The sequence below is a fragment of the Pseudomonas sp. HMSC076A11 genome (genome assembly GCF_001810205.1).
In the GTDB taxonomy this organism is placed as follows: Bacteria; Pseudomonadota; Gammaproteobacteria; order Pseudomonadales; family Pseudomonadaceae; genus Pseudomonas; species Pseudomonas aeruginosa.
In genome coordinates, this window is the sequence record NZ_KV800287.1 from 14,168 (window position 1) to 32,260 (window position 18,093).

Below are 18,093 nucleotides of genomic sequence, written 5' to 3' on the forward strand. Positions count from 1 at the left end.
CCCGAACGAATGACCGCCATCGAGATCGCCCGGCCCGGCGGCCCCGAGGTACTGGTGGCGACCAGCCGGCCGCTGCCGACGCCCGGCCCGCGCGAGGTCCTGGTCGAAGTCCGCGCCGCCGGCGTCAACGGTCCCGACGTGCTTCAGCGCAAGGGCGTGTACGACCCGCCGCCCGGCGCCTCGGACATTCCCGGCCTGGAGATCGCCGGCACGGTGCGGGCGGTCGGCAGCGAGGTCAGCCGCTTCGCCGTCGGCGAGGCGGTGATGGCGTTGATTCCCGGCGGCAGCTACGCGCAGTTCGCGGTGGCCGACGAGCGCACCACCCTGCACCTGCCCGACGGCCTGGGCATGGAGGAAGCGGCGGCGCTGCCGGAAACCTTCATGACCGTCTGGGTCAACCTGTTCCAGCGCGGTGGCTTCAAGGCCGGCGAGACGCTGCTGGTCCACGGTGGCGCCTCCGGCATCGGCACCACCGCGACCATGCTGGGCAAGGCCTTCGGCGCGGCGAAGATCTTCACCACGATCTCCAGCGAGGCCCAGCGCGAGGCCAGCCTGCGCCTCGGCGCTGACCTGGCGATCGACTACACCGAGCAGGACTTCGTCGAGGAAGTGCTGCGCGGCACCGAAGGTCGCGGGGTCGATGTGATCGTCGATATCGTTGCCGGCGACTATGTGACGCGGAACTACCAGGCGGCGGCGATGAACGGACGGATCGTGCAGATCGGCGTGATCAAGGGCAAGGCCGCCGAAGTCGACCTGTTCCCGATGCTGAGCAAGCGCCTGGTCCATCTTGGCTCGACCCTGCGCTCGCGGAGCCACGACGAGAAAGGCGCGATCATCGCCGAACTGGAGCGCCAGGTCTGGCCGCACGTGCGCGCCGGCACTGTCCGGCCGCAGGTGTTCCGCACCTTCCCCCTGGAACAGGCGCGCCAGGCCCACGAACTGATGGACTCCGGCCAGCACATCGGCAAGATCGTCCTCACGTCAGCTCCCTGAGGCCGCTCAGACCTCGATATCGCCCAGGCGCAGCGCCCGCGCCACCGCCTGGGCGGTGGACGCCGCGCCGAGACGGCGGCGGGCGGCACGCAGGTGATTCTCCACGGTGCGCTCGGAAATCATCAGGATCGCCGCCACCTCCGCCTGCTGCTTGCCCAGGGCGATCCATTGCAGGACTTCCCGCTCGCGCTCGCTGAGCGCTTGCGCATCGCCCGCCGACACAGGGCCGCGCAGGCGCTTCAGGGCGAAGAACAGGATCGGGCAGAAGGCCTGGGCGGCGAGCTTGCAACCGGCATTCAGGTCCAGCCGCTCGCCGGCGAAAGACACCGCGCCCTCCAGACCGTTGCGGCCGAACACCGGCACCTGCATGCCATTGACCTGGCCGAGGTCGCGGACCCCACGGACGATGCGGTAGGTCATGCGCGCGGGATCCTCCGAGGGTTTCTTCGACCAGAAGAACGGCTCGTCCAGTTCGAGGATGTGCCGGGTGACCGGACAGTGCAGAAGATAGGCGTCGCGCTCCTGGGCGCTGCGCCCCTCGGCCCAGTCGCCATGGACGAAGAACAGCTCGTCGATCAGTTCGTCCTCGCCGGGGCGGGGGAACAGGCTGCAGACGATCACCCGGTCGAAGCCCAGGCGTGCGGCGAACTCCACCATCTCGCGGCAGACCGCCTCGGCGGTAGCGGCCTTACGCAGCCGGGCGACGCTGTCGAAGAGAAGGCTGGCGTAGTCGGTCATGGAGCGGACGTTCCTGGCTTTTCCCGCATGATCCCCGGCTTGCCGGCAAAAGCCCATAGGGGAAAACCCTCAGGCGACCGATCGTGGGTTAGGGGATTTCCCCTATTTCGCCGGCCGGCGACCCCGCCTATCGTCTTGGTGCGACCTCCATCACGCAGAAAGGAACGAGCCATGAGCAACGAGCGCGACACCAGCAGAACCCCGACGCCCGACCACGCCGAGCACAACGCGTTCTTTCCCTCGCCCTATTCCCTGAGCCAGTACACCTCGGCGAAGACCGACTTCGACGGCGCCGACTACCCGACCCCGTACAAGGGCGGCAAGAAGGTGCTGATGATCGGTACCGACGAACGCTACATCCTGATGCAGAACGGCAGCATGTTCTCCACCGGCAACCACCCGGTGGAAATGCTCCTGCCAATGTACCACCTGGACAAGGCCGGCTTCGAGTTCGATGTCGCCACGCTCTCCGGCAACCCGGTGAAGCTGGAGATGTGGGCGATGCCCGGCGAGGACGGGGCGGTGAAGAGCATCTACGCGAAGTACCTGCCCAAGCTGAAAGCGCCGCAGAAGCTCGCCGACCTCCTGGAGCAGGCCGTCGCCGACGACTCGCCGTACGCCGCGGTGTTCGTTCCCGGCGGCCACGGCGTGCTGGCGGGCATTCCGCACAGCCGGGAGGTGAAACGGCTGCTCAATGCCTTCCTCGCCAAGGACCGCTACATCATTACCCTTTGCCACGGTCCGGCCTGCCTGCTGGCACCGGCGGTCGAGGAGAAGCCGGAGGACTACCCGTTCAAGGACTACGAGATCTGCGTGTTCCCCGACGCCCTGGACACCGGCGCCAACCTGGAGATCGGCTACATGCCCGGCCCCCTGCCCTGGCTGGTGGGCGAGAACCTGCAGAAGCTCGGGGTGAAGATCCTCAACAAGGGCATCACCGGCCAGGTCCACCGCGACCGCAAGCTGCTCACCGGCGACAGCCCGCTGGCCTCCAACAACCTTGGCAAGCTGGCCGCCAAGACCCTTCTCGAAGCGTTCGCCCGCTGATTCCCCGCCGCGCCCCGTCCGTGCCCCACGGACGGGGACATCTCCCGTTCGTCCCGGCGTCATCGAACTTAAACCGGCCTGGCGCAGCATCGTCCTTCAGGAAGAGGAATGGCGCGTTGCCCGACGCCGTCCGGCGAAAGACGAATCGATGACCGCACAGAAAGAAAACTCTGACAGCACACCGACTAGTCGTCCTCCCTTCCCGCCGTTACGGTTCCGGGCTTGCGCACAAAGCCGAACCCAAGGGGGCCCCTCATGTCACTGCCGCCGTACCTCAAGCCCGGCGACAAGGTCGTGTTGTACGACCAGCACTGCCGCTTCTGCACGCTCTGGAGCGGTTTCCTGGCACGCCGCGCCGACCACCGGCTGAAGCTGCTTGCCGCGCAGTCCGCCGAAGGCCTGGCGATTCTCGATTGGTTCGGGCTGGCACCCGATCATTTCGACACCTGGCTGTTCGTCGACGGCGCCTACGCCTGCGACGACAACGATGCCCTGCTCGAGGTGCTGCGCCTGTTGCCGGGCCCCTGGCGTCACCTGCGCTGGCTGCGCCTGCTGCCAGCCTGGCTGCGCGACGAGTGCCACGAGGCGCTACGGCGCAACCGCTGGCGCTGGTTCGGCCGCCAGCGCCAGCCCCTCCGTCGTCGCTCCTGGCGTCCCCGTCGGGCCTGACGCCTCTCCGCACTGGCCGTGGCGGGTTATGCTGCCTGCGCACCAGCCTGCGGACCCATACCTGCCATGGCCCTTGACCCGAGCCAACGCCGACGACTGCGCCACGCGCTATCCGACGCCTTCGTCGACACTCTCCTGGAGCCCGAGGATATCGCCCGGCGGATAAAGGGCGTCGACCCGGCGTTGCTGGAGCGGTTGTTCTTCGAGGAAGTGGCGCCGGTCTGCCACGGCAACCTGCTCAGCCCCGCTCCGGCGGTATGGACCGCCTTCGACGAGGCCTGGCTGGAAGAGGCCATCGAGCGACGCCTGGCGCGGCAAAGGAGCTGCGCCCTGCGACGCTGGCACGAGCGCTGCCTGGTCGCCTGGCTGCGATGGCGATACGCCGACACCTGGCGCGCGATCGCCGGCGCTCTTTGAGCGAGCGCCTCAGCGAAATACCGAATGGATGAGCTTGCCGGCCTTCTTCGTGTCGACCGCCTGCTGGCGTACCGGCGGCAGCGGCTCGCGCTTGTCCTTGTCTGCCTCGTTCATCTGCGCCACCCAGGCGTCCACCCGATCGCGGCTGACGGCGCCGTAGTTGAGACGGCAGCTGTCGACGAGGGTCTTGCCCTTCTTCTCCTTGTAGCTGCACTGCACGCGGAAGTCGCCGATGTAGTTGGTGGCGAAGCTCTCGGCACGGAACGGCGCGGAGAACGGCTTGGAGGTATAGGTCTCGTAGTAGTAGTCGGTCTTGGTCAGCGGCGTAGAACGACAGTTGGACTCCACGTTTACCGCCGTGTGGGTGACGCTGCGCTTCCTTTTCCGGACCGTCTTCTCCAGCGCCTCGCCGTTGGCCTCGCAGCGCTCCTCGTACGCACCGGTCTCGCGGGTGACGGTATAGGACAGGTACCTCACCTCGAACTCGTAAAGCTCGTAGTAGCGCGGCGTCAGTGCGAGGCTGAACAGCTCGGAGTACGACGAGGTGGTGACGTGGGCCGCATGGGTCTTGGAGGCGGGATCGCGGAAACGCAGGGTCAGGCGGGTGGACGGGTCGTTGCTGCCGGTGTTCTCGAAGCCGACCACGCCGGTGACGAAGCTGGGCGGATCGCCGGCGCGCATGGAGAACCAGGACGACACCGAGCCCTGGTTCGCCGGGTTGATGTTGCAGCCCGCCAGCGCTGCCATGCAGGCGAGCACGGCAGGTAGCTTTCCTTTTCTGGGCGTCATTGAAATCCCTTTGCTCGCGACAGGAGGAAAATATCGTTAGGAAACAACGTTGAGAGGCCGGCAAGGATACCCGACTGGCGCACGGGTCGCATCATTATGACATCACACAGCCCGCCGGCGTTGCCGCGACCGTTCGTCGAACCTGTGAATTCCGGTAGTTTCCCTTGCCGTCGCTGGCGTCCCAGGATCGGGATTTCCTGTGTTCGCCGGGAGGGTCCTGGCGTGTCCACGACCAGCCTCTGCCCCTCCGCCACGCGGGAACACGGTCCCGGCGCGAAACGCGTCCTGCCTCTGCTGTTCCTCACCTGCCTGCTGGATGCCGCTGGCGTCGGCCTGATCGTGCCCCTGCTGCCGACGCTGATCGGCAGCGTGGCGCCGCTGGCGATCCGCGACGCGGCCACCTGGGGCGCCGCCCTGGTGATGACCTTCGCGCTGCTGCAATTGTTCTTTTCGCCGGTCCTCGGCAGCCTCAGCGACCGCTTCGGACGCCGCCCCGTCCTGGTCCTGGCGATGCTCGGCTTCGCCCTCAGCTATCTGCTGCTGGCGCTGGCCGACAACCTCTGGATGCTGTTCCTCGGTCGCGCGCTGGCCGGGCTCACCGGCGCCAGCGTGGCCACCGCGATGGCCTGCGCGGCTGACCTCGGCACGCACGGGCAGCGCACCCGGCACTTCGGCTGGCTGTACGCCGGCCTCGCCCTGGGCATGATCCTCGGCCCCGCCCTCGGTGGGCTGCTGGCGGTGCACGGCACGACGCTGCCGCTGTTGCTGGCCGCCGGCCTGTGCCTGCTCAACGCCCTGCTCGCCGGCCTGTTCCTCGAGGAAACCCTGCCCCCGACGCGACGCCGCCGCCTGGATCCGAGGCGGATGAATGCCTTGCGCTCGATCAGCGGCCTGGCTCGGCAACCGGGGGTCGGACGCCTGCTGGCGGTGCTTGCCCTGGTATTCCTCGGCTTGCAGGCGGTGATGGTGGTCTGGCCGTTCTTCGTGATCGAGAAGTTTCACTGGAGCAGCGCCTGGATCGGCTACTCGCTGGCCCTCTACGGCGTGCTCGCGGTGCTCGCCCAGACCCTCGGCGTGAACCTCTGCAAGCGGCGCCTGGACGACGCCCGCCTGCTGCGCCTGGGCCTCGCCCTGCAAGGCTGCGGCCTGCTGCTGTTCGCCCTGGTCGACTCGTCATTCTGGCTGGTCTGCGCGCTGCTGCCCTTCGCGCTCGGCAGCCTCGCCACCCCGGCCATGCAGGGGCTGCTCTCGGCCCGCGTGCCGGTCGACCGCCAGGGCGAGTTGCAGGGCGTGCTGAGCAGCCTGATGAGCCTCGCCGCGATCATCGGTCCGCCGCTGATGAGCGGCCTGTTCCACTGGGGCAGCGGTCCGCTCGCGCCGCTGCCCCTGGCCGGCGCGCCATTCCTCGCCGGCGCCCTTCTCGTTCTGGCCGGGCTGGTCCTGGCCTGGCAACTTCGACCTACGGGAGAAGAACGATCATGGACCGGATAGACATGGGCGTGCTGGTGGTACTGTTCAATCCTGGCGACGACGACCTGGAACACCTTGGCGAACTGGCGGCGGCGTTTCCGCAACTGCGCTTCCTTGCCGTCGACAACTCACCGCACAGCGATCCGCAGCGCAATGCCCGGCTGCGCGGGCAAGGCATCGCCGTGCTGCACCACGGCAACCGGCAGGGCATCGCCGGCGCCTTCAACCAGGGGCTCGACGCGCTGTTCCGGCGTGGCGTGCAGGGTGTGCTGCTGCTCGACCAGGACTCCCGTCCCGGCGGCGCCTTCCTCGCCGCCCAGTGGCGCAACCTGCAGGCGCGCAACGGTCAGGCCTGCCTGCTCGGCCCACGGATCTTCGACCGGGGTGACCGGCGCTTCCTGCCGGCCATCCATCTCGACGGACTGACGCTCAGGCAATTGTCTCTGGACGGCCTGACGACCCCGCAGCGCACCTCGTTCCTGATCTCCTCCGGCTGCCTGCTGACCCGCGAGGCCTACCAGCGCCTCGGCCACTTCGACGAGGAACTGTTCATCGACCACGTGGACACCGAATACAGCCTGCGCGCCCAGGCGCTGGACGTGCCCCTGTACGTCGACCCGCGGCTGGTCCTCGAGCACCGCATCGGCACGCGCAAGACCCGCCGCCTCGGCGGTCTCAGCCTCAGCGCGATGAACCACGCCCCGCTGCGCCGCTACTACCTGGCGCGCAACGGCCTGCTGGTCCTGCGCCGCTACGCCCGGTCCTCGCCGCTGGCCCTGCTGGCGAACCTGCCGACCCTGACCCAGGGCCTCGCGGTGCTCCTGCTCGAACGCGACAAGCTGCTCAAGCTGCGCTGCCTGGGCTGGGGCCTGTGGGACGGCCTGCGGGGACGCGGCGGCGCGCTGGAGACCAACCGCCCGCGCCTGCTGAAGCGCCTCGCCGGCCCGGCCGTGGCGTCCGTAGCTTCCGGCAAGGCCAAGGCCTAGTCGGCGAAACGCATTCCCGCATAGGGCGCTTGCCGGCACGCCGCGAGCCGGCTGAGCAGGTCGCCGACGTGGGCCTCCAGGCGATGGCCGTCCGGGTCGAGGAAGTAGAACGAATCGCCCTCGCTGCGGTTCTGCTTCCATTCGCGCACGCCATGCGCGCGCAGCTGCGCGGCGAAGCGGGCGAAATCCGCGGCGGCGATGCCGAAGGCGTAGTGCGTGTAGTCCGCGGCCGGCCCACCGTACTGCGGCTCCCGGGACAGGCACAGCCACAGCGAACCCAGTTCGAGATAGGCGCCCTGGTCCCAGCGCGCTTCCAGGCGAAAGCCGAGAAGATCGCGGTAGAAGGCGATGCTGGCCGGCAGGTCGGCGACCGCCAGGGTCAGGTGATTGAGACCGGTGAGCATGGGGGGCTCCTTGCAAGGTTTGGCGGGAGGACGATTCAGGCACGCCCCAGCCAGTCGCCGCGGATCATTTCCATCAGTTGGCGCAAGCCGGGTTGCGGCTGGCGTCGGCTCGGATAATAGAGGCAGAACGGCGCGCCCATCGAGGTCCAGTCGGGCAATACCAGTTGCAGCCGGCCGCTACGCAGCTCCTCGGCGATTCCCACTTCCAGGCAGTAGGCCAGGCCAATGCCGTCCAGGGCCGCGGCGACCGCCGTATTGCTTTCGTTGACGCTGAAAGGGCCGGGCACGTCGACCTCGACCATCCGCTCGCCGTCGCCCAGTTCCCATTTGTAGAACGAGTTGTCGCCCAGGCGCATGCGGATGCAGGCGTGCCGCAACAGGTCGTCCGGCCGCTGGGGCACGCCGTGGCGCGCCAGGTAATCGGGCGACGCGGCTACCACCCAGCGCAGCTCCCCGGTCAATGGCACCGCGACCATGTCCTGGGGCACCGTGCCGCCGTAACGGATGCCGGCGTCGTAGCCGTCGGCGACGATGTCGACCATGCGGTCCTCCACCGAAAGTTCCAGTTGCAGGTCCGGATACGCCTCGGTGAAGCGCCTGAGGACCGGCCCCAGCAGCAGCCGCGAGGCATCGCGCGGCACGTTCAGGCGCAGCCGGCCCACCGGCGAGGTGCGATAGGCATCGAGCTCGCCGAGCGCCTCGCCGATCACCTGGAAACCATCCTCCAGCTTGGCCGCCAGCGCGCTGCCGGCATCGGTCGGCACCACCGAACGGCTGGTACGGTTGAGCAGCTTCACCCCGAGCCGCGCCTCGAGGTTGCGCATGCTGTGGCTCAGCGCCGAGGTACTGACACCCAGCTCCTGGGCTGAGTGACGGAAGCTGCGGCGCCGGACGATGGTCATGAAGACGTTCAGGTCGGCGAGTTCGGAACGGGTGAAAGCCGGCATTCCAGGGCTCCTGGCAGTTCTCGGAGGTCAATGCAGCATTGAGCCACATTCAATCTCGGGTGATCTAGAGTAATCGCTCCGTGCCGCCGAGCGCATTGCCGGCAAGCGTTTTCCCGATCTGCAGGAGTATTTCCATGAGCGTTGAAAGCATTCGCATCGAGGGTATCGACACGCCGGTCTCGCGCATCGGCCTCGGCACCTGGGCCATCGGCGGCTGGATGTGGGGCGGCGCTGACGACGCGACGTCGGTGGAAACCATCCGGCGTGCGGTGGAATCCGGGATCAACCTGATCGACACCGCGCCGGTCTATGGCTTCGGCCATTCCGAAGAGGTCGTCGGCAAGGCCTTGCAGGGCCTGCGCGACAAGGCGGTGATCGCCACCAAGGCGGCGCTGGAGTGGAGCGACGCGGGCATCCACCGCAACGCCTCCGCCGCACGCATCCGCCGGGAGGTCGAGGACTCGCTGCGGCGGCTGAAAACCGATCGTATCGACCTGTACCAGATTCACTGGCCGGACCCGCTGGTGGCGCACGAGGAAACCGCCGGCGAACTGGAGCGCCTGCGCCGCGACGGCAAGATCCTCGCCATCGGCGTGAGCAACTATTCGCCGGAACAGATGGACGGGTTCCGCCAGTTCGCTCCGCTGGCCAGCGTGCAGCCACCCTACAACCTGTTCGAGCGCGCCATCGACGCCGACGTGCTGCCCTACGCCGAGCGTAACGGCATCGTCGTGCTGGCCTACGGAGCGCTGTGCCGCGGCCTGCTTTCCGGACGGATGAACGCCGAGACCCGCTTCGATGGCGACGACCTGCGCAAGTCCGACCCGAAGTTCCAGCAGCCCCGCTTCGCCCAGTACCTGGCAGCGGTCGCGCAACTGGAGGAACTGGCTCGCGAGCGCTATGGCAAGTCGGTGCTGGCCCTGGCCATCCGCTGGATTCTCGATCGCGGCCCTACGGTGGCGCTGTGGGGGGCGCGCAAGCCGGAGCAGTTGAACGGCATCGCCGACGCCTTCGGCTGGCGCCTGGACGACGAGGCCATGGCCCGCATCGAGCGGATCCTCGCCGAGACCATCCAGGATCCGGTCGGTCCCGAGTTCATGGCGCCGCCCAGCCGCAACGCCTGATCGGACGGCCGGGGCGGCACGCCCCTGGCCGCTGGCCTGACGGAGCGGCGGAAGGCAAAATGGCGGTTTTTCTCAAGGACTGCCGGATCAGTTATGGAAAACGTCTACAAGACCCCGGAAGCGCCCCTGGTGGAAACCCGCGGCGCGAAGCGGGCGCATTTCTTCGTCACCTCGCTGGGCAAGATGAGCGTGCTCTTCCTCCTCACCCTGGGGCTGTACGGCGTGTACTGGATGTACAAGCACTGGAAGGCCCAGCAACCGCAGATGGAGCGGCGGATCAGCCCGGTATGGCGGGCGATCTTCGGCATCTTCTTTTTCCACGCCCTCGCCCGGCGGATCCACCAGGCCCTGCCGGAAGAGCGCCAGGCACTATGGAGCCCGAGCGAGGATGCGACCTGGGCGGTGCTGCTGACGGTCGCGGCGAACCTGATCAGCCACCTCACCGACGTGGTCCCCGCGCTGGAGCCCTACTCGCTGCCCTCGCTCCTGCTGCTGCTCACGCCGCTGATCCCGATGCGCAACATCCAGCGCCAGGCCAACCTCGCCAGCGGCGACCCGCAGGGCACGGGCAACGCCGGCTATTCGGGCTACAACCTGCTGTTCATCGTGCTCGGCGCGCTCTACTGGCTGCTGATCCTGATCGGTTCCGCGGTGATCCTCTTCGGCTCGTCCCAGGGCTGAGCCGCCTCAGCCGGGAAACGCCCGGCGCAACAGTTCGGGCAGCACCTCGCCGGCCGGACCGACGAGACAGTGCTCGCGCGGATGGCGGGTGCGCACCGGTTGCGGGTTCACATGCACGACGCTGGCACCGTGCTCCAGCGCCAGTCCGGGTATCCGCGCCGCCGGCTGCACCACGCCGGAAGTGCCGACGCTGAGCAACAGGTCGCACTCGCAGGCCGCGGCGAAAGCCTCGCGCAGCGCCGCCTCGGGCAGCGCCTCGCCGAACCAGACCACGCCCGGCCGGACCTGTCCGCCGCAGGCCGGACAACGCGGCGGCTCGATCCGTCGTCCCTCTTCCGGCTCGACCGAATCGGGCAAGGCGTCCCGGTAGGCTGCCGCGCAGGTCGCGCAACGCGGCGCGTGCAGGCTGCCATGCAGGTGAAGGACGTCGCGGCTGCCGGCGCGTTCATGCAGGTCGTCGACGTTCTGGGTGACCAACCGGGTGTCGGCGATCCGCCCGCTCAACGCGGCAATCGCCCGGTGCGCGGGATTCGGCTGGACACCCAGCACCTTCAGGCGGCGCCACTCGTACCAGCCCCAGACCAGCGCGGGATCGTCGGCGAAGGCCGCGGGCGTGGCCAGGGCCGCCGGATCGTAGCGCGCCCAGAGACCGCCAAGGGCATCGCGGAAGGTGGGAATCCCGCTTTCCGCCGACACCCCGGCGCCCGTGAAGATCACCAGGCGGCGGGCGCCGGCGAGCAGTTCGACGACAGCGCGCATCTCGCTCCTCCGCTTACAGCGCGGACAACGCGCGGTATTCGTCCTGGGCATGCTGGTCGGTCATGCCGCTGACGAAATCCTGGAGCATGCGGCAGCGGTGGTAGAACTCCCACTGCCGCTGCAACGGGTCCTCCGCCACACCTTTCATGGCCTCCAGGTAAGCCTTGATCTGCTGGCTCGGCAGGCGCCGAACCAGCAGTTGCGGATGCGGCGCGGCGGCCTGGCGACCTTCGGCGAGGGCCTGGAACTCCTCGGCCGGCAGGCGCAGCAGCGGCGCGTAGAAATCCAGCAGGCCCTGGATGATGCGGTAGCCCTGCAATTCCAGGGTTTCCACCTCCGGATGGCAGAACACCCATTCCATGGCCACGTCCTTGAACGTCTGGACGATGGCGTGCGGCAGGCTGCCGTCCTCCATCAGCGCGCGGCCGAGGGTGCCGGCATGAACCGCTTCGAGGTTGTCGATGAACTGCTGGGCGGCGTGCTGGACCAGCGGGTGGATCATTTTCACCCGCAGGCGGATGAAGAATTCGCTGACCTTGTTGATCGGCTCCCGCTCGGCCTTTTCCAGCGAGTAGTCGACCATCCGCTGGAAGCTCATGTTGTCCGCGTCGCCGGGAATCGGCGCGTCCGGCGAATGGTGGACGGCAAACTTCTTCACCAGCAGATCCGCCAATTGACGGATGTCGAGGATGCCTTTTTCCACCGAGTCTTCGATATCGGCCAGGCAATAGGAGATATCGTCGGCCGCTTCCATGATGTAGGCCACAGGGTGGCGAGTGCCCGGGCGCATGCCGAGGACTCGGCGCAGTTCGTCGACGAAGGCTTCCTCGGAAAGATAGAAGCCCGGCTTCTTGTTCAGGTAGTGGTTCGCCGCCGCCTTGTCCGGCTTCGGCTCGTAGGCCGGGCGCACGTACTTGAGCAGGCCGGCGGTCTGCGTGTAGGTGAGGTTCAGGCGCAGCAGCTTCACCACCAGGCGGATGGCCTGGGCGTTGCCTTCGAAGTGCTTGAGGTCGGTGAGCATGCGCTGCTGCAACAGGCCGTCGCCCTGGCCCGGCGGTATGCGGCGCTCGAACAGGGCGTCGAGGTTGCGTTCGAACCAGTCGTTGATGGCGTACTCGCCGAAATGACCGAACGGCGGATTGCCGACGTCGTGCATCAGGCAGGCCATTTCCACCAGGCTTTCCAGCGCGCCTTCCAGCCCGTCCAGGCCGACCTCCGCGGCACGCGGGCCCAGTTGGCGGAACAGCGTGCGGACGATGAAACGCCCGGTCTGCTGCACTTCCAGGGAATGGGTCAGGCGGCTGCGCACCGCCGCGTTGCGCTCCAGCGGGAAGACCTGGGTCTTCTGCTGCAAGCGACGCACGGCGGCGGAATTGACGATGCGCCCGCGGTCGCTTTCCAACTGGTAGACGATGTCTTGCAGATCGGTATTCCCGGCATGTCCGTAGGTTTCCCTGTCATGCGGACGCTGGCGGGATATCCGCTCCTTGAAATCCACGGCCCCTGGCATCTGGCGCTGTTCTCCACTCGGTCGGCTGCGAACCCCGAGCCTAGCGCGTGGCGGCGGTTTAACCAAGGTCGCGACAATCCGTCCCACTACCGTTCGCGATCCGCCCTCTTCCCCGGGCGGCGGCAACTGGCAGAATACCCCGCTCGGCACCAGCGACCCCCGCCGCAGAACGGGGGCGCCGCCGATCATGCGTGCGCCCAGAGAAACAGGAACGTTCAGGGAGGTTCCGCATGAGCATCACATCCACCGACATCTGCCAGGCCGCCGATGCCCTCAAGGGGTTCGTCGGTTTCAACCGCAAGACCGGCCGCTACATCGTGCGTTTCAGCGAAGACTCCTTCGGCATGGACGTAGCCGACGACAGCATCACGCCCACCAGCGAGTTCGTCTGGAGTTCGGTACGCGACGACGTCATGCGCCTGGGCCGCGAGCAGTTGCAGATCCTGCTGGAACAGAACATCAACGAACGACTGAACATCGGCGAGCCGCTACTGGTCTATCTGCGCCGCCAGGACCTGCCGGAAATCACCGCACAACGCCAGTTGCGCTGAGCGCCGTCGATCGCCGCCCGCGCCGGGCGCTGCGCCACGCATTATGCTGGAAGCGTCCGCCGCCGTCCGGCGCCGCGGACGCCATCGGCCATCCGGCGCGCCACGCAGGTGCTGCGTGGGGAGGTGAACGCCATGAGCAAGGGACTGAACGCGAAGAAGGAAACTCGTAGGAAACCGCTGAAAACCGCCCAGGAGAAACGCCTGGCGAAACGAGCGAAAAAACACGCTCCGACGGCGCCGCTCGGCACCCCACCGCGGAGCTGAGCCAGGCCGGAGCAGAGCCGCAGGCGCAACCGCTCAATCGTCCGCGGCGGGGTCCAGGTCGGGGAACAGCACCTCGGTGAAGCCGAACTTGCTGAAGTCGGTGATTCGCGAGGGATACAGGCGGCCGATCAGGTGGTCGCACTCGTGCTGCACCACCCGCGCATGGAACCCTTCGACGCTGCGGTCGATCGGCTGTCCCTGCGGGTCCAGGCCCTGGTAGCGGATGCGCCGATGGCGCGATACCGCGCCGCGTAACCCCGGCACCGACAGGCAGCCCTCCCAGCCCTCTTCCATCTCGTCGTCCAGCAGGGTGATCCGCGGGTTCAGCAGGATGGTCGGCGGCACGGCCGGGGCGTCCGGATAGCGCTCGCTGCGCTCGAAACCGAAGATCACCAGCTGCAGGTCGACGCCGATCTGCGGCGCGGCCAGCCCTACCCCGCCGACGTGATGCATGGTTTCGAACATGTCGTCGATCAGCCGTTGCAGCTCCTCGCTGCCGAACAGTTCGGACGGCACCGGCTGCGCGATACGCAACAGGCGCTCGTCACCCATCTTGAGGATTTCCCGGATCATGCCGCCCCCTGATAAAGGTCAGTAACGCCCTACATGCTCAGCCAGAAAACCAGACAGGACAAGACGCAAAGCGCTTCCATCTCCGGCAATTGCGCCATTGATTTGACACCGAACGGCTTTCTTTCCCGGCACATCCGGTAATATTCGCCGCACACCGACTACACTGGCCAGTCGTGCCACCCCGCTACGTTTTCCTGGAGGAAACCTTTTTGCCTTCGTTGCCCACCTTGCAGCCCCTCGACCTCTACAGGCGCACCCTGGCCTGCCTGGTCCTGGCGGTTTCCTGCCTGGGCGGCGGAGGCCTGTGGGCGGACGACGCACGGACGTCGGTCGAGCAACGCAGCAATGCGGTCAGCCAGGTTCTGCTGGGCATATTCAGCTACGTGCGCTGGCCGAAGGAGCCGGCGGTCCTGCAACTCTGCGTGGTCGGACCGACCGAGTACGCCGACGGCCTGCTCCGCGGCATGGTGCCGGCCAATGGCAGGCGCGTGCATGCGGAACGCCGCGCGGTGGACAACCCGGACCTCGGCACGCTCTGCAACGTGATCTACCTCGGAGTGGTCGACGAGCGCGAGCGCCAGCAGGTGTTCCGCAGCCTGGCCGGGCATCCGGTCCTGTCCATCAGCGAGCGTGGCACCGAATGCAGCGTCGGCAGCATGTTCTGCCTCAACGTCGGCGGTCCGCGCATCACCTTCGAGGCCAATCTCGACTCCATCGCCCGCAGCGGCGTACGCGTGCACCCGAGCGTATTGAAACTGGCAAGGCGGCAGGCCACTCCGTGATGAACCGTCGTCGTCGCTATACGGGTTCCAATCCATCGCTGCGCCGGGTGCTCTATCGCGCGCACCTGGGCGTGGCGCTGGTCGCGGTATTCACCGCCGGGCTGGCGGTGACCCTGGTCGGCCTGCTGACCCTGCGCGCCTATGCCGACCCCAACCAGCAACTGATCGCCCGTTCCATCAGCTATACCGTCGAAGCCGCAGTGGTCTTCGGCGATGCCCAGGCCGCCGAGGAGTCCCTGGCGCTGATCGCCTCCAGCGAAGAGGTCTCCAGCGCCATCGTCTACGACCGCCAGGGACAGACCCTGGCCAGTTGGCATCGGGAAAGCACCGGGCCGCTGCACCTGCTGGAACAGCAACTGGCGCACTGGCTGCTCAGCGCGCCGACCGAACAACCGATCCTGCACGACGGCCAGAAGATCGGTTCGGTGGAGGTGAAGGGCTCCGGCGGCAGCCTGCTGCGCTTCCTGCTCACCGGTTTCGCCGGCATGGTCCTGTGCCTGCTGCTTACCGCCCTGGGCGCCTTCTACCTGTCGCGGCGGCTGGTACGCGGTATCGTCGGCCCGCTCGACCAACTGGCGAAGGTCGCGCATACCGTGCGCCGCGAACGGGATTTCGAGAAGCGCGTACCGGAAGCCGGCATCGCCGAGCTGAGCCAACTGGGCGAGGACTTCAACGCCCTGCTCGACGAACTCGAATCCTGGCAGGCGCGCCTGCAGGACGAGAACGCCTCGCTGGCGCACCAGGCCCACCACGACAGCCTGACCAGCCTGCCCAACCGCGCCTTCTTCGAAGGCCGCCTGAGCCGGGCGCTGCGCGATGCCAACGAGCATCGCGAGCAATTGGCGGTGCTGTTCATCGACAGCGACCGCTTCAAAGAGATCAACGACCGCCTCGGCCATGCCGCCGGCGACACCGTGCTGGTCAACATCGCCATGCGCATCCGTGGGCAGTTGCGCGAAAGCGACCTGGTGGCGCGCCTGGGCGGCGACGAATTCGCCGTCCTGCTCGCACCGCTGGCGTCCGGCGCCGACGCCCTGCGCATCGCCGACAACATCATCGCCAGCATGCAGGCGCCGATCCGGCTCAGCGACGGCAGCACGGTGAGTACCTCACTGACCATCGGCATCGCCCTCTATCCCGAGCATGCGGATACCCCGGCGGCGCTGCTCCACGACGCCGACATGGCGATGTACATCGCCAAGCGCCAGGCCCGCGGCAGCCGGCGCCTGGCGGAACTCAACGACCCCCGCATCCTTCAGGAAGAAAAGGAGATAGACAGTGCTACCCCAGAGGCTCCACCCAAGTAGATTGCTCGCCCTCGCCCTGTTCAGCCTTGTGCTGGGCCTCGCCGGTTGCCAGACCAAGCCGCCGCAGACCGGCCTGAGCGCCGAGCAGATCGCCGTGCTCCAGGAGCAGGGCTTCGAACTCCGCGACGAAGGCTGGGAGTTCGGCATGTCGAGCAAGGTGCTGTTCGGCAACAATCTCGACCGTCTCAATCCCGACAGCCGCAACACCCTGACGAAGATCGCCCACGCCTTGCTCGCGGTAGACATCGACAAGGTCCGCCTGGAAGGCCACACCGACAACTACGGCGACGAAGGCTACAACCAGAAGCTCTCCGAACGGCGCGCCGAATCGGTGGCCGCGGTGTTCCGCGAAGCCGGCATGCCGGCGGCCAACATCGAGGTCCGCGGCCTGGGCATGAGCAAGCCGGTGGCCGATAACAAGACCCGCGCCGGCCGCAGCGAGAACCGCCGCGTCGCCATCATCGTTCCCGCCGAGTAATCCTGCGCTCGCGGGCTGCGTACGGCCCACCCGTACCTGGCCCGTCCATCGCCCGGCCCCGCCGCCACCCCGCTTCCGGCCTATGTTGAAGGAAGAAGCCAGCAGACCGGCGTACCGGCCGCCGCTGCCGCGGATGCTAGACTGAATGCTGCGCAAGAAACCGACAATCCCGGCCGACCTGCCGTTTGCGGGTGCTCCGGGATTCACCGACAGGGGGTATCGACCTTAGCCTGTTCGCCCAAGGAACAGGCCGTCAGACGATGGGAGGCATGCCATGAACCGGCATTACTACATCAGCGACAACCTCGACGAGCTGGAACGGCTCGAAGCCGAACTGGAAGCCAGCGGCATAGCCACCGAGCAGATCCACGTCCTCAGCGAAAAGGACGCGGAGACCGGCCAGCGCCATCTGCACGAAGTCTCTCCGCTCATGAAGAAGGATGTGGTCCGCTCCGGCCGTGTCGGCCTGCTGGTCGGCCTCGTCCTGGCCATCGTCGCCGTGGCCTTCGCCTATGCCAGCGGCTGGACGGAAACCGCCGCCGGCTGGATTCCGGTGATCTTCCTCGGCGCCGTGCTCTGCGCGTTCTGCCTGTGGGAAGGCAGCTTCTTCGGCCTGCAGCGCACCAACCGCGCCTTCCGACCCTTCGAAGAACGCCTGCACCAGGGGCAGCACCTGTTCTTCGTCGATGTGAAGAACGCCCAGGAGCCGATCCTGGTCAACGTGGTCAGCCACCACCCGCGCCTGCAGGACGCCGGCACCGGCCCCGCGGTCTCTCCGCTGCTGCTGGGCTGGCAGCAACGCTGGCGGCAGTTCCGGCGGATGGTCTGAGCGGCGGGGCCTGCGCACCGCGCAGGTCCTGCGGCGTCCCTCCGGCTGCTAGAATATCCGGCTACCCGCCCGCCATCCCGGCCGGCGCGGCCCGTCAGGAAACTCCATGAAACTCGATAAAGCGGCAGCCATCGCACAGCTCAACCAGGCCTTGGGCATGTCCGTGCTGGATGCCGGCAACACCCTGCTCGCCCGCTTCAACAAGAGCAAGAACGTCTGGTGGTTCGATATTCCGCTCAGCCAACTGAAGGCCGGCAAGTTCCTCAACCTGCTGCTGGCGAACCCGGCCGGCGATGCAGTGGAGCACCTGAAGGTGCCCACCGGTTTCCTTCGCCAGCAGCAGGACAGTCTGGAACTGCGCGACAAGAACGCCCGCCGGCCGACCCTCAGCCTGGAGCTGAGCGCGGACCCCGGCAAGCGCCTGCGCGACGTCCGCCCCGGCGGCGCTGGCCTGGACTTCGCCCCGTTCCTCCAGCCCTGAGCGGAAACCTCAGCGCGGCAGTTCGATGCGTTCCGGGTGGATCAGGATCAGGCCTTTCTTGTAGAGGCCGCCGATGGCCTTCTTGAAGGTCCCCTTGCTGACCCCGAAGAGCCGGTGGATATCTTCCGGCGAACTCTTGTCGCTGAGCGGCAGGCTGCCGCCGGCCTCCAGCAGCCGGGCGAGAATCTGCTGGCTCAGCTCGACGGCGGCCTCGGCGCCGACCGGCTGCAGGCTAAGGGCGATCTTGCCGTCCGCGCGCAATTCCTTGATGTAGCCCTGTTCGCGCATGCC

At 67.5% G+C, this 18,093-nt stretch carries 22 protein-coding genes and 1 pseudogene; 15 read left to right on the plus strand and 8 right to left on the minus strand.

Annotated features, from left to right (window positions below; translation table 11 throughout):
* Window positions 1-9: 9 nt before the first annotated feature.
* On the plus strand, window positions 10-996 hold the full coding sequence (locus HMPREF2716_RS07630) for an NAD(P)H-quinone oxidoreductase (RefSeq protein ID WP_070621851.1): 987 nt from the start codon (window positions 10-12) through the stop codon (window positions 994-996).
* A 6-nt stretch (window positions 997-1,002) separates the two neighbouring features.
* Here HMPREF2716_RS07630 and HMPREF2716_RS07635 read toward each other — a convergent pair whose 3' ends face one another.
* On the minus strand, window positions 1,003-1,734 hold the full coding sequence (locus tag HMPREF2716_RS07635; protein ID WP_070621852.1) for a PA1136 family autoinducer-binding transcriptional regulator: 732 nt from the start codon (window positions 1,732-1,734) through the stop codon (window positions 1,003-1,005).
* A 171-nt stretch (window positions 1,735-1,905) separates the two neighbouring features.
* Here HMPREF2716_RS07635 and hchA point away from each other — a divergent pair, with 171 nt between their 5' ends.
* The 3 genes from hchA to HMPREF2716_RS07650 all read left to right on the plus strand — a co-directional run bounded on the left by hchA (window position 1,906) and on the right by HMPREF2716_RS07650 (window position 3,867).
* Window positions 1,906-2,781: a glyoxalase III HchA gene (hchA, locus tag HMPREF2716_RS07640; RefSeq protein WP_023518485.1), complete on the plus strand. Its 876-nt coding sequence runs from the start codon at window positions 1,906-1,908 to the stop codon at window positions 2,779-2,781.
* A gap of 255 nt (window positions 2,782-3,036) precedes the next feature.
* Entirely contained in the window at window positions 3,037-3,450 is a 414-nt protein-coding gene (locus HMPREF2716_RS07645; RefSeq protein ID WP_015503334.1) for a thiol-disulfide oxidoreductase DCC family protein, read from the plus strand.
* 66 nt (window positions 3,451-3,516) lie between these two features.
* Window positions 3,517-3,867, plus strand: a complete 351-nt coding sequence (locus HMPREF2716_RS07650) for a DUF7079 family protein (protein WP_003082290.1) — start codon at window positions 3,517-3,519, stop codon at window positions 3,865-3,867.
* A 9-nt stretch (window positions 3,868-3,876) separates the two neighbouring features.
* On the opposite strand, the gene HMPREF2716_RS07655 is transcribed toward HMPREF2716_RS07650, so the two are convergent.
* Window positions 3,877-4,566 carry a hypothetical protein gene (locus HMPREF2716_RS07655; RefSeq protein WP_003123148.1) on the minus strand — a complete coding sequence of 230 codons (690 nt, stop codon included), beginning with the start codon at window positions 4,564-4,566 and terminating at the stop codon, window positions 3,877-3,879.
* A gap of 312 nt (window positions 4,567-4,878) precedes the next feature.
* Here HMPREF2716_RS07655 and HMPREF2716_RS07660 point away from each other — a divergent pair, with 312 nt between their 5' ends.
* The gene (locus HMPREF2716_RS07660; RefSeq protein ID WP_023518484.1) at window positions 4,879-6,147 is read left to right on the plus strand and encodes a TCR/Tet family MFS transporter; all 1,269 of its coding nucleotides are present in this window, start codon (window positions 4,879-4,881) and stop codon (window positions 6,145-6,147) included.
* Window positions 6,135-7,112 (plus strand): rhamnosyltransferase, encoded by a 978-nt coding sequence (locus HMPREF2716_RS07665; protein WP_003112489.1) that lies wholly within the window; start codon window positions 6,135-6,137, stop codon window positions 7,110-7,112. The genes HMPREF2716_RS07660 and HMPREF2716_RS07665 overlap by 13 nt, the downstream gene beginning before the upstream one ends.
* Here the strand turns inward: HMPREF2716_RS07665 and HMPREF2716_RS07670 are convergent.
* The gene (locus tag HMPREF2716_RS07670) at window positions 7,109-7,516 is read right to left on the minus strand and encodes a FosA family fosfomycin resistance glutathione transferase (protein ID WP_003163118.1); all 408 of its coding nucleotides are present in this window, start codon (window positions 7,514-7,516) and stop codon (window positions 7,109-7,111) included. The two genes, HMPREF2716_RS07665 and HMPREF2716_RS07670, sit on opposite strands and share 4 nt — an antisense overlap.
* A gap of 35 nt (window positions 7,517-7,551) precedes the next feature.
* Window positions 7,552-8,463, minus strand: coding sequence for a LysR family transcriptional regulator (locus HMPREF2716_RS07675; protein ID WP_003120586.1), 912 nt, complete (start codon window positions 8,461-8,463; stop codon window positions 7,552-7,554).
* A gap of 134 nt (window positions 8,464-8,597) precedes the next feature.
* Between HMPREF2716_RS07675 and HMPREF2716_RS07680 the strand changes: the two genes are divergently transcribed.
* The gene (locus tag HMPREF2716_RS07680) at window positions 8,598-9,587 is read left to right on the plus strand and encodes an aldo/keto reductase (RefSeq protein WP_003082273.1); all 990 of its coding nucleotides are present in this window, start codon (window positions 8,598-8,600) and stop codon (window positions 9,585-9,587) included.
* A 93-nt stretch (window positions 9,588-9,680) separates the two neighbouring features.
* Complete coding sequence (locus HMPREF2716_RS07685) at window positions 9,681-10,268, plus strand: DUF4234 domain-containing protein (protein WP_003158223.1); 588 nt, start codon at window positions 9,681-9,683, stop codon at window positions 10,266-10,268.
* A gap of 6 nt (window positions 10,269-10,274) precedes the next feature.
* Here the strand turns inward: HMPREF2716_RS07685 and HMPREF2716_RS07690 are convergent, their stop codons facing one another.
* Both HMPREF2716_RS07690 and dgt read right to left on the minus strand, forming a co-directional pair.
* Window positions 10,275-11,027, minus strand: a complete 753-nt coding sequence (locus HMPREF2716_RS07690; RefSeq protein WP_003086499.1) for an SIR2 family NAD-dependent protein deacylase — start codon at window positions 11,025-11,027, stop codon at window positions 10,275-10,277.
* 13 nt (window positions 11,028-11,040) lie between these two features.
* The gene (gene dgt, locus HMPREF2716_RS07695; protein ID WP_003133889.1) at window positions 11,041-12,537 is read right to left on the minus strand and encodes a dGTPase; all 1,497 of its coding nucleotides are present in this window, start codon (window positions 12,535-12,537) and stop codon (window positions 11,041-11,043) included.
* A 230-nt stretch (window positions 12,538-12,767) separates the two neighbouring features.
* Here dgt and HMPREF2716_RS07700 point away from each other — a divergent pair, with 230 nt between their 5' ends.
* Both HMPREF2716_RS07700 and HMPREF2716_RS29805 read left to right on the plus strand, forming a co-directional pair.
* Window positions 12,768-13,088 carry a DUF2025 family protein gene (locus tag HMPREF2716_RS07700; protein WP_003082265.1) on the plus strand — a complete coding sequence of 107 codons (321 nt, stop codon included), beginning with the start codon at window positions 12,768-12,770 and terminating at the stop codon, window positions 13,086-13,088.
* 132 nt (window positions 13,089-13,220) lie between these two features.
* A complete protein-coding gene (locus tag HMPREF2716_RS29805; protein ID WP_254919836.1) occupies window positions 13,221-13,352 on the plus strand; it encodes a hypothetical protein in 132 nt (43 codons plus the stop codon).
* 33 nt (window positions 13,353-13,385) lie between these two features.
* Here the strand turns inward: HMPREF2716_RS29805 and def are convergent, their stop codons facing one another.
* Window positions 13,386-13,925, minus strand: a complete 540-nt coding sequence (def, locus tag HMPREF2716_RS07705; protein ID WP_003120589.1) for a peptide deformylase — start codon at window positions 13,923-13,925, stop codon at window positions 13,386-13,388.
* 209 nt (window positions 13,926-14,134) lie between these two features.
* On the opposite strand from def, the gene yfiR reads away from it, so the two are divergent.
* The 5 genes from yfiR (at window position 14,135) to HMPREF2716_RS07730 (ending at window position 17,802) form a co-directional block, all read left to right on the plus strand.
* The gene (yfiR, locus tag HMPREF2716_RS07710) at window positions 14,135-14,707 is read left to right on the plus strand and encodes a small colony variant regulatory diguanylate cyclase inhibitor YfiR (protein ID WP_023518482.1); all 573 of its coding nucleotides are present in this window, start codon (window positions 14,135-14,137) and stop codon (window positions 14,705-14,707) included.
* Complete coding sequence (gene tpbB, locus HMPREF2716_RS07715) at window positions 14,707-16,014, plus strand: small colony variant regulatory network diguanylate cyclase TpbB (protein ID WP_003082256.1); 1,308 nt, start codon at window positions 14,707-14,709, stop codon at window positions 16,012-16,014. The genes yfiR and tpbB overlap by 1 nt, the downstream gene beginning before the upstream one ends.
* Window positions 15,986-16,492 (plus strand): small colony variant regulatory network protein YfiB, encoded by a 507-nt coding sequence (locus HMPREF2716_RS07720; RefSeq protein WP_003133895.1) that lies wholly within the window; start codon window positions 15,986-15,988, stop codon window positions 16,490-16,492. The genes tpbB and HMPREF2716_RS07720 overlap by 29 nt, the downstream gene beginning before the upstream one ends.
* Before the next feature lie 274 nt (window positions 16,493-16,766).
* A complete protein-coding gene (locus HMPREF2716_RS07725; RefSeq protein ID WP_023518481.1) occupies window positions 16,767-17,321 on the plus strand; it encodes a magnesium transporter in 555 nt (184 codons plus the stop codon).
* A 106-nt stretch (window positions 17,322-17,427) separates the two neighbouring features.
* On the plus strand, window positions 17,428-17,802 hold the full coding sequence (locus HMPREF2716_RS07730) for a hypothetical protein (RefSeq protein WP_003082252.1): 375 nt from the start codon (window positions 17,428-17,430) through the stop codon (window positions 17,800-17,802).
* 9 nt (window positions 17,803-17,811) lie between these two features.
* Here the strand turns inward: HMPREF2716_RS07730 and HMPREF2716_RS07735 are convergent.
* A pseudogene (locus HMPREF2716_RS07735) lies at window positions 17,812-18,093 on the minus strand (GntR family transcriptional regulator); the annotation flags it as partial.

Bases quoted from the DNA above. Each gene is read 5' to 3' on its own strand.
- HMPREF2716_RS07630 (WP_070621851.1), top strand. From the start codon at position 10: ATGACCGCCATCGAGATCGCCCGGCCCGGCGGCCCCGAGGTACTGGTG.
- HMPREF2716_RS07635 (WP_070621852.1), bottom strand. From the start codon at position 1,734: ATGACCGACTACGCCAGCCTTCTCTTCGACAGCGTCGCCCGGCTGCGT.
- hchA (WP_023518485.1), top strand. From the start codon at position 1,906: ATGAGCAACGAGCGCGACACCAGCAGAACCCCGACGCCCGACCACGCC.
- HMPREF2716_RS07645 (WP_015503334.1), top strand. From the start codon at position 3,037: ATGTCACTGCCGCCGTACCTCAAGCCCGGCGACAAGGTCGTGTTGTAC.
- HMPREF2716_RS07650 (WP_003082290.1), top strand. From the start codon at position 3,517: ATGGCCCTTGACCCGAGCCAACGCCGACGACTGCGCCACGCGCTATCC.
- HMPREF2716_RS07665 (WP_003112489.1), top strand. From the start codon at position 6,135: ATGGACCGGATAGACATGGGCGTGCTGGTGGTACTGTTCAATCCTGGC.
- HMPREF2716_RS07670 (WP_003163118.1), bottom strand. From the start codon at position 7,516: ATGCTCACCGGTCTCAATCACCTGACCCTGGCGGTCGCCGACCTGCCG.
- HMPREF2716_RS07675 (WP_003120586.1), bottom strand. From the start codon at position 8,463: ATGCCGGCTTTCACCCGTTCCGAACTCGCCGACCTGAACGTCTTCATG.
- HMPREF2716_RS07680 (WP_003082273.1), top strand. From the start codon at position 8,598: ATGAGCGTTGAAAGCATTCGCATCGAGGGTATCGACACGCCGGTCTCG.
- HMPREF2716_RS07685 (WP_003158223.1), top strand. From the start codon at position 9,681: ATGGAAAACGTCTACAAGACCCCGGAAGCGCCCCTGGTGGAAACCCGC.
- HMPREF2716_RS07690 (WP_003086499.1), bottom strand. From the start codon at position 11,027: ATGCGCGCTGTCGTCGAACTGCTCGCCGGCGCCCGCCGCCTGGTGATC.
- dgt (WP_003133889.1), bottom strand. From the start codon at position 12,537: ATGCCAGGGGCCGTGGATTTCAAGGAGCGGATATCCCGCCAGCGTCCG.
- HMPREF2716_RS07700 (WP_003082265.1), top strand. From the start codon at position 12,768: ATGAGCATCACATCCACCGACATCTGCCAGGCCGCCGATGCCCTCAAG.
- HMPREF2716_RS29805 (WP_254919836.1), top strand. From the start codon at position 13,221: ATGAGCAAGGGACTGAACGCGAAGAAGGAAACTCGTAGGAAACCGCTG.
- def (WP_003120589.1), bottom strand. From the start codon at position 13,925: ATGATCCGGGAAATCCTCAAGATGGGTGACGAGCGCCTGTTGCGTATC.
- tpbB (WP_003082256.1), top strand. From the start codon at position 14,707: ATGAACCGTCGTCGTCGCTATACGGGTTCCAATCCATCGCTGCGCCGG.
- HMPREF2716_RS07725 (WP_023518481.1), top strand. From the start codon at position 16,767: ATGAACCGGCATTACTACATCAGCGACAACCTCGACGAGCTGGAACGG.
- HMPREF2716_RS07730 (WP_003082252.1), top strand. From the start codon at position 17,428: ATGAAACTCGATAAAGCGGCAGCCATCGCACAGCTCAACCAGGCCTTG.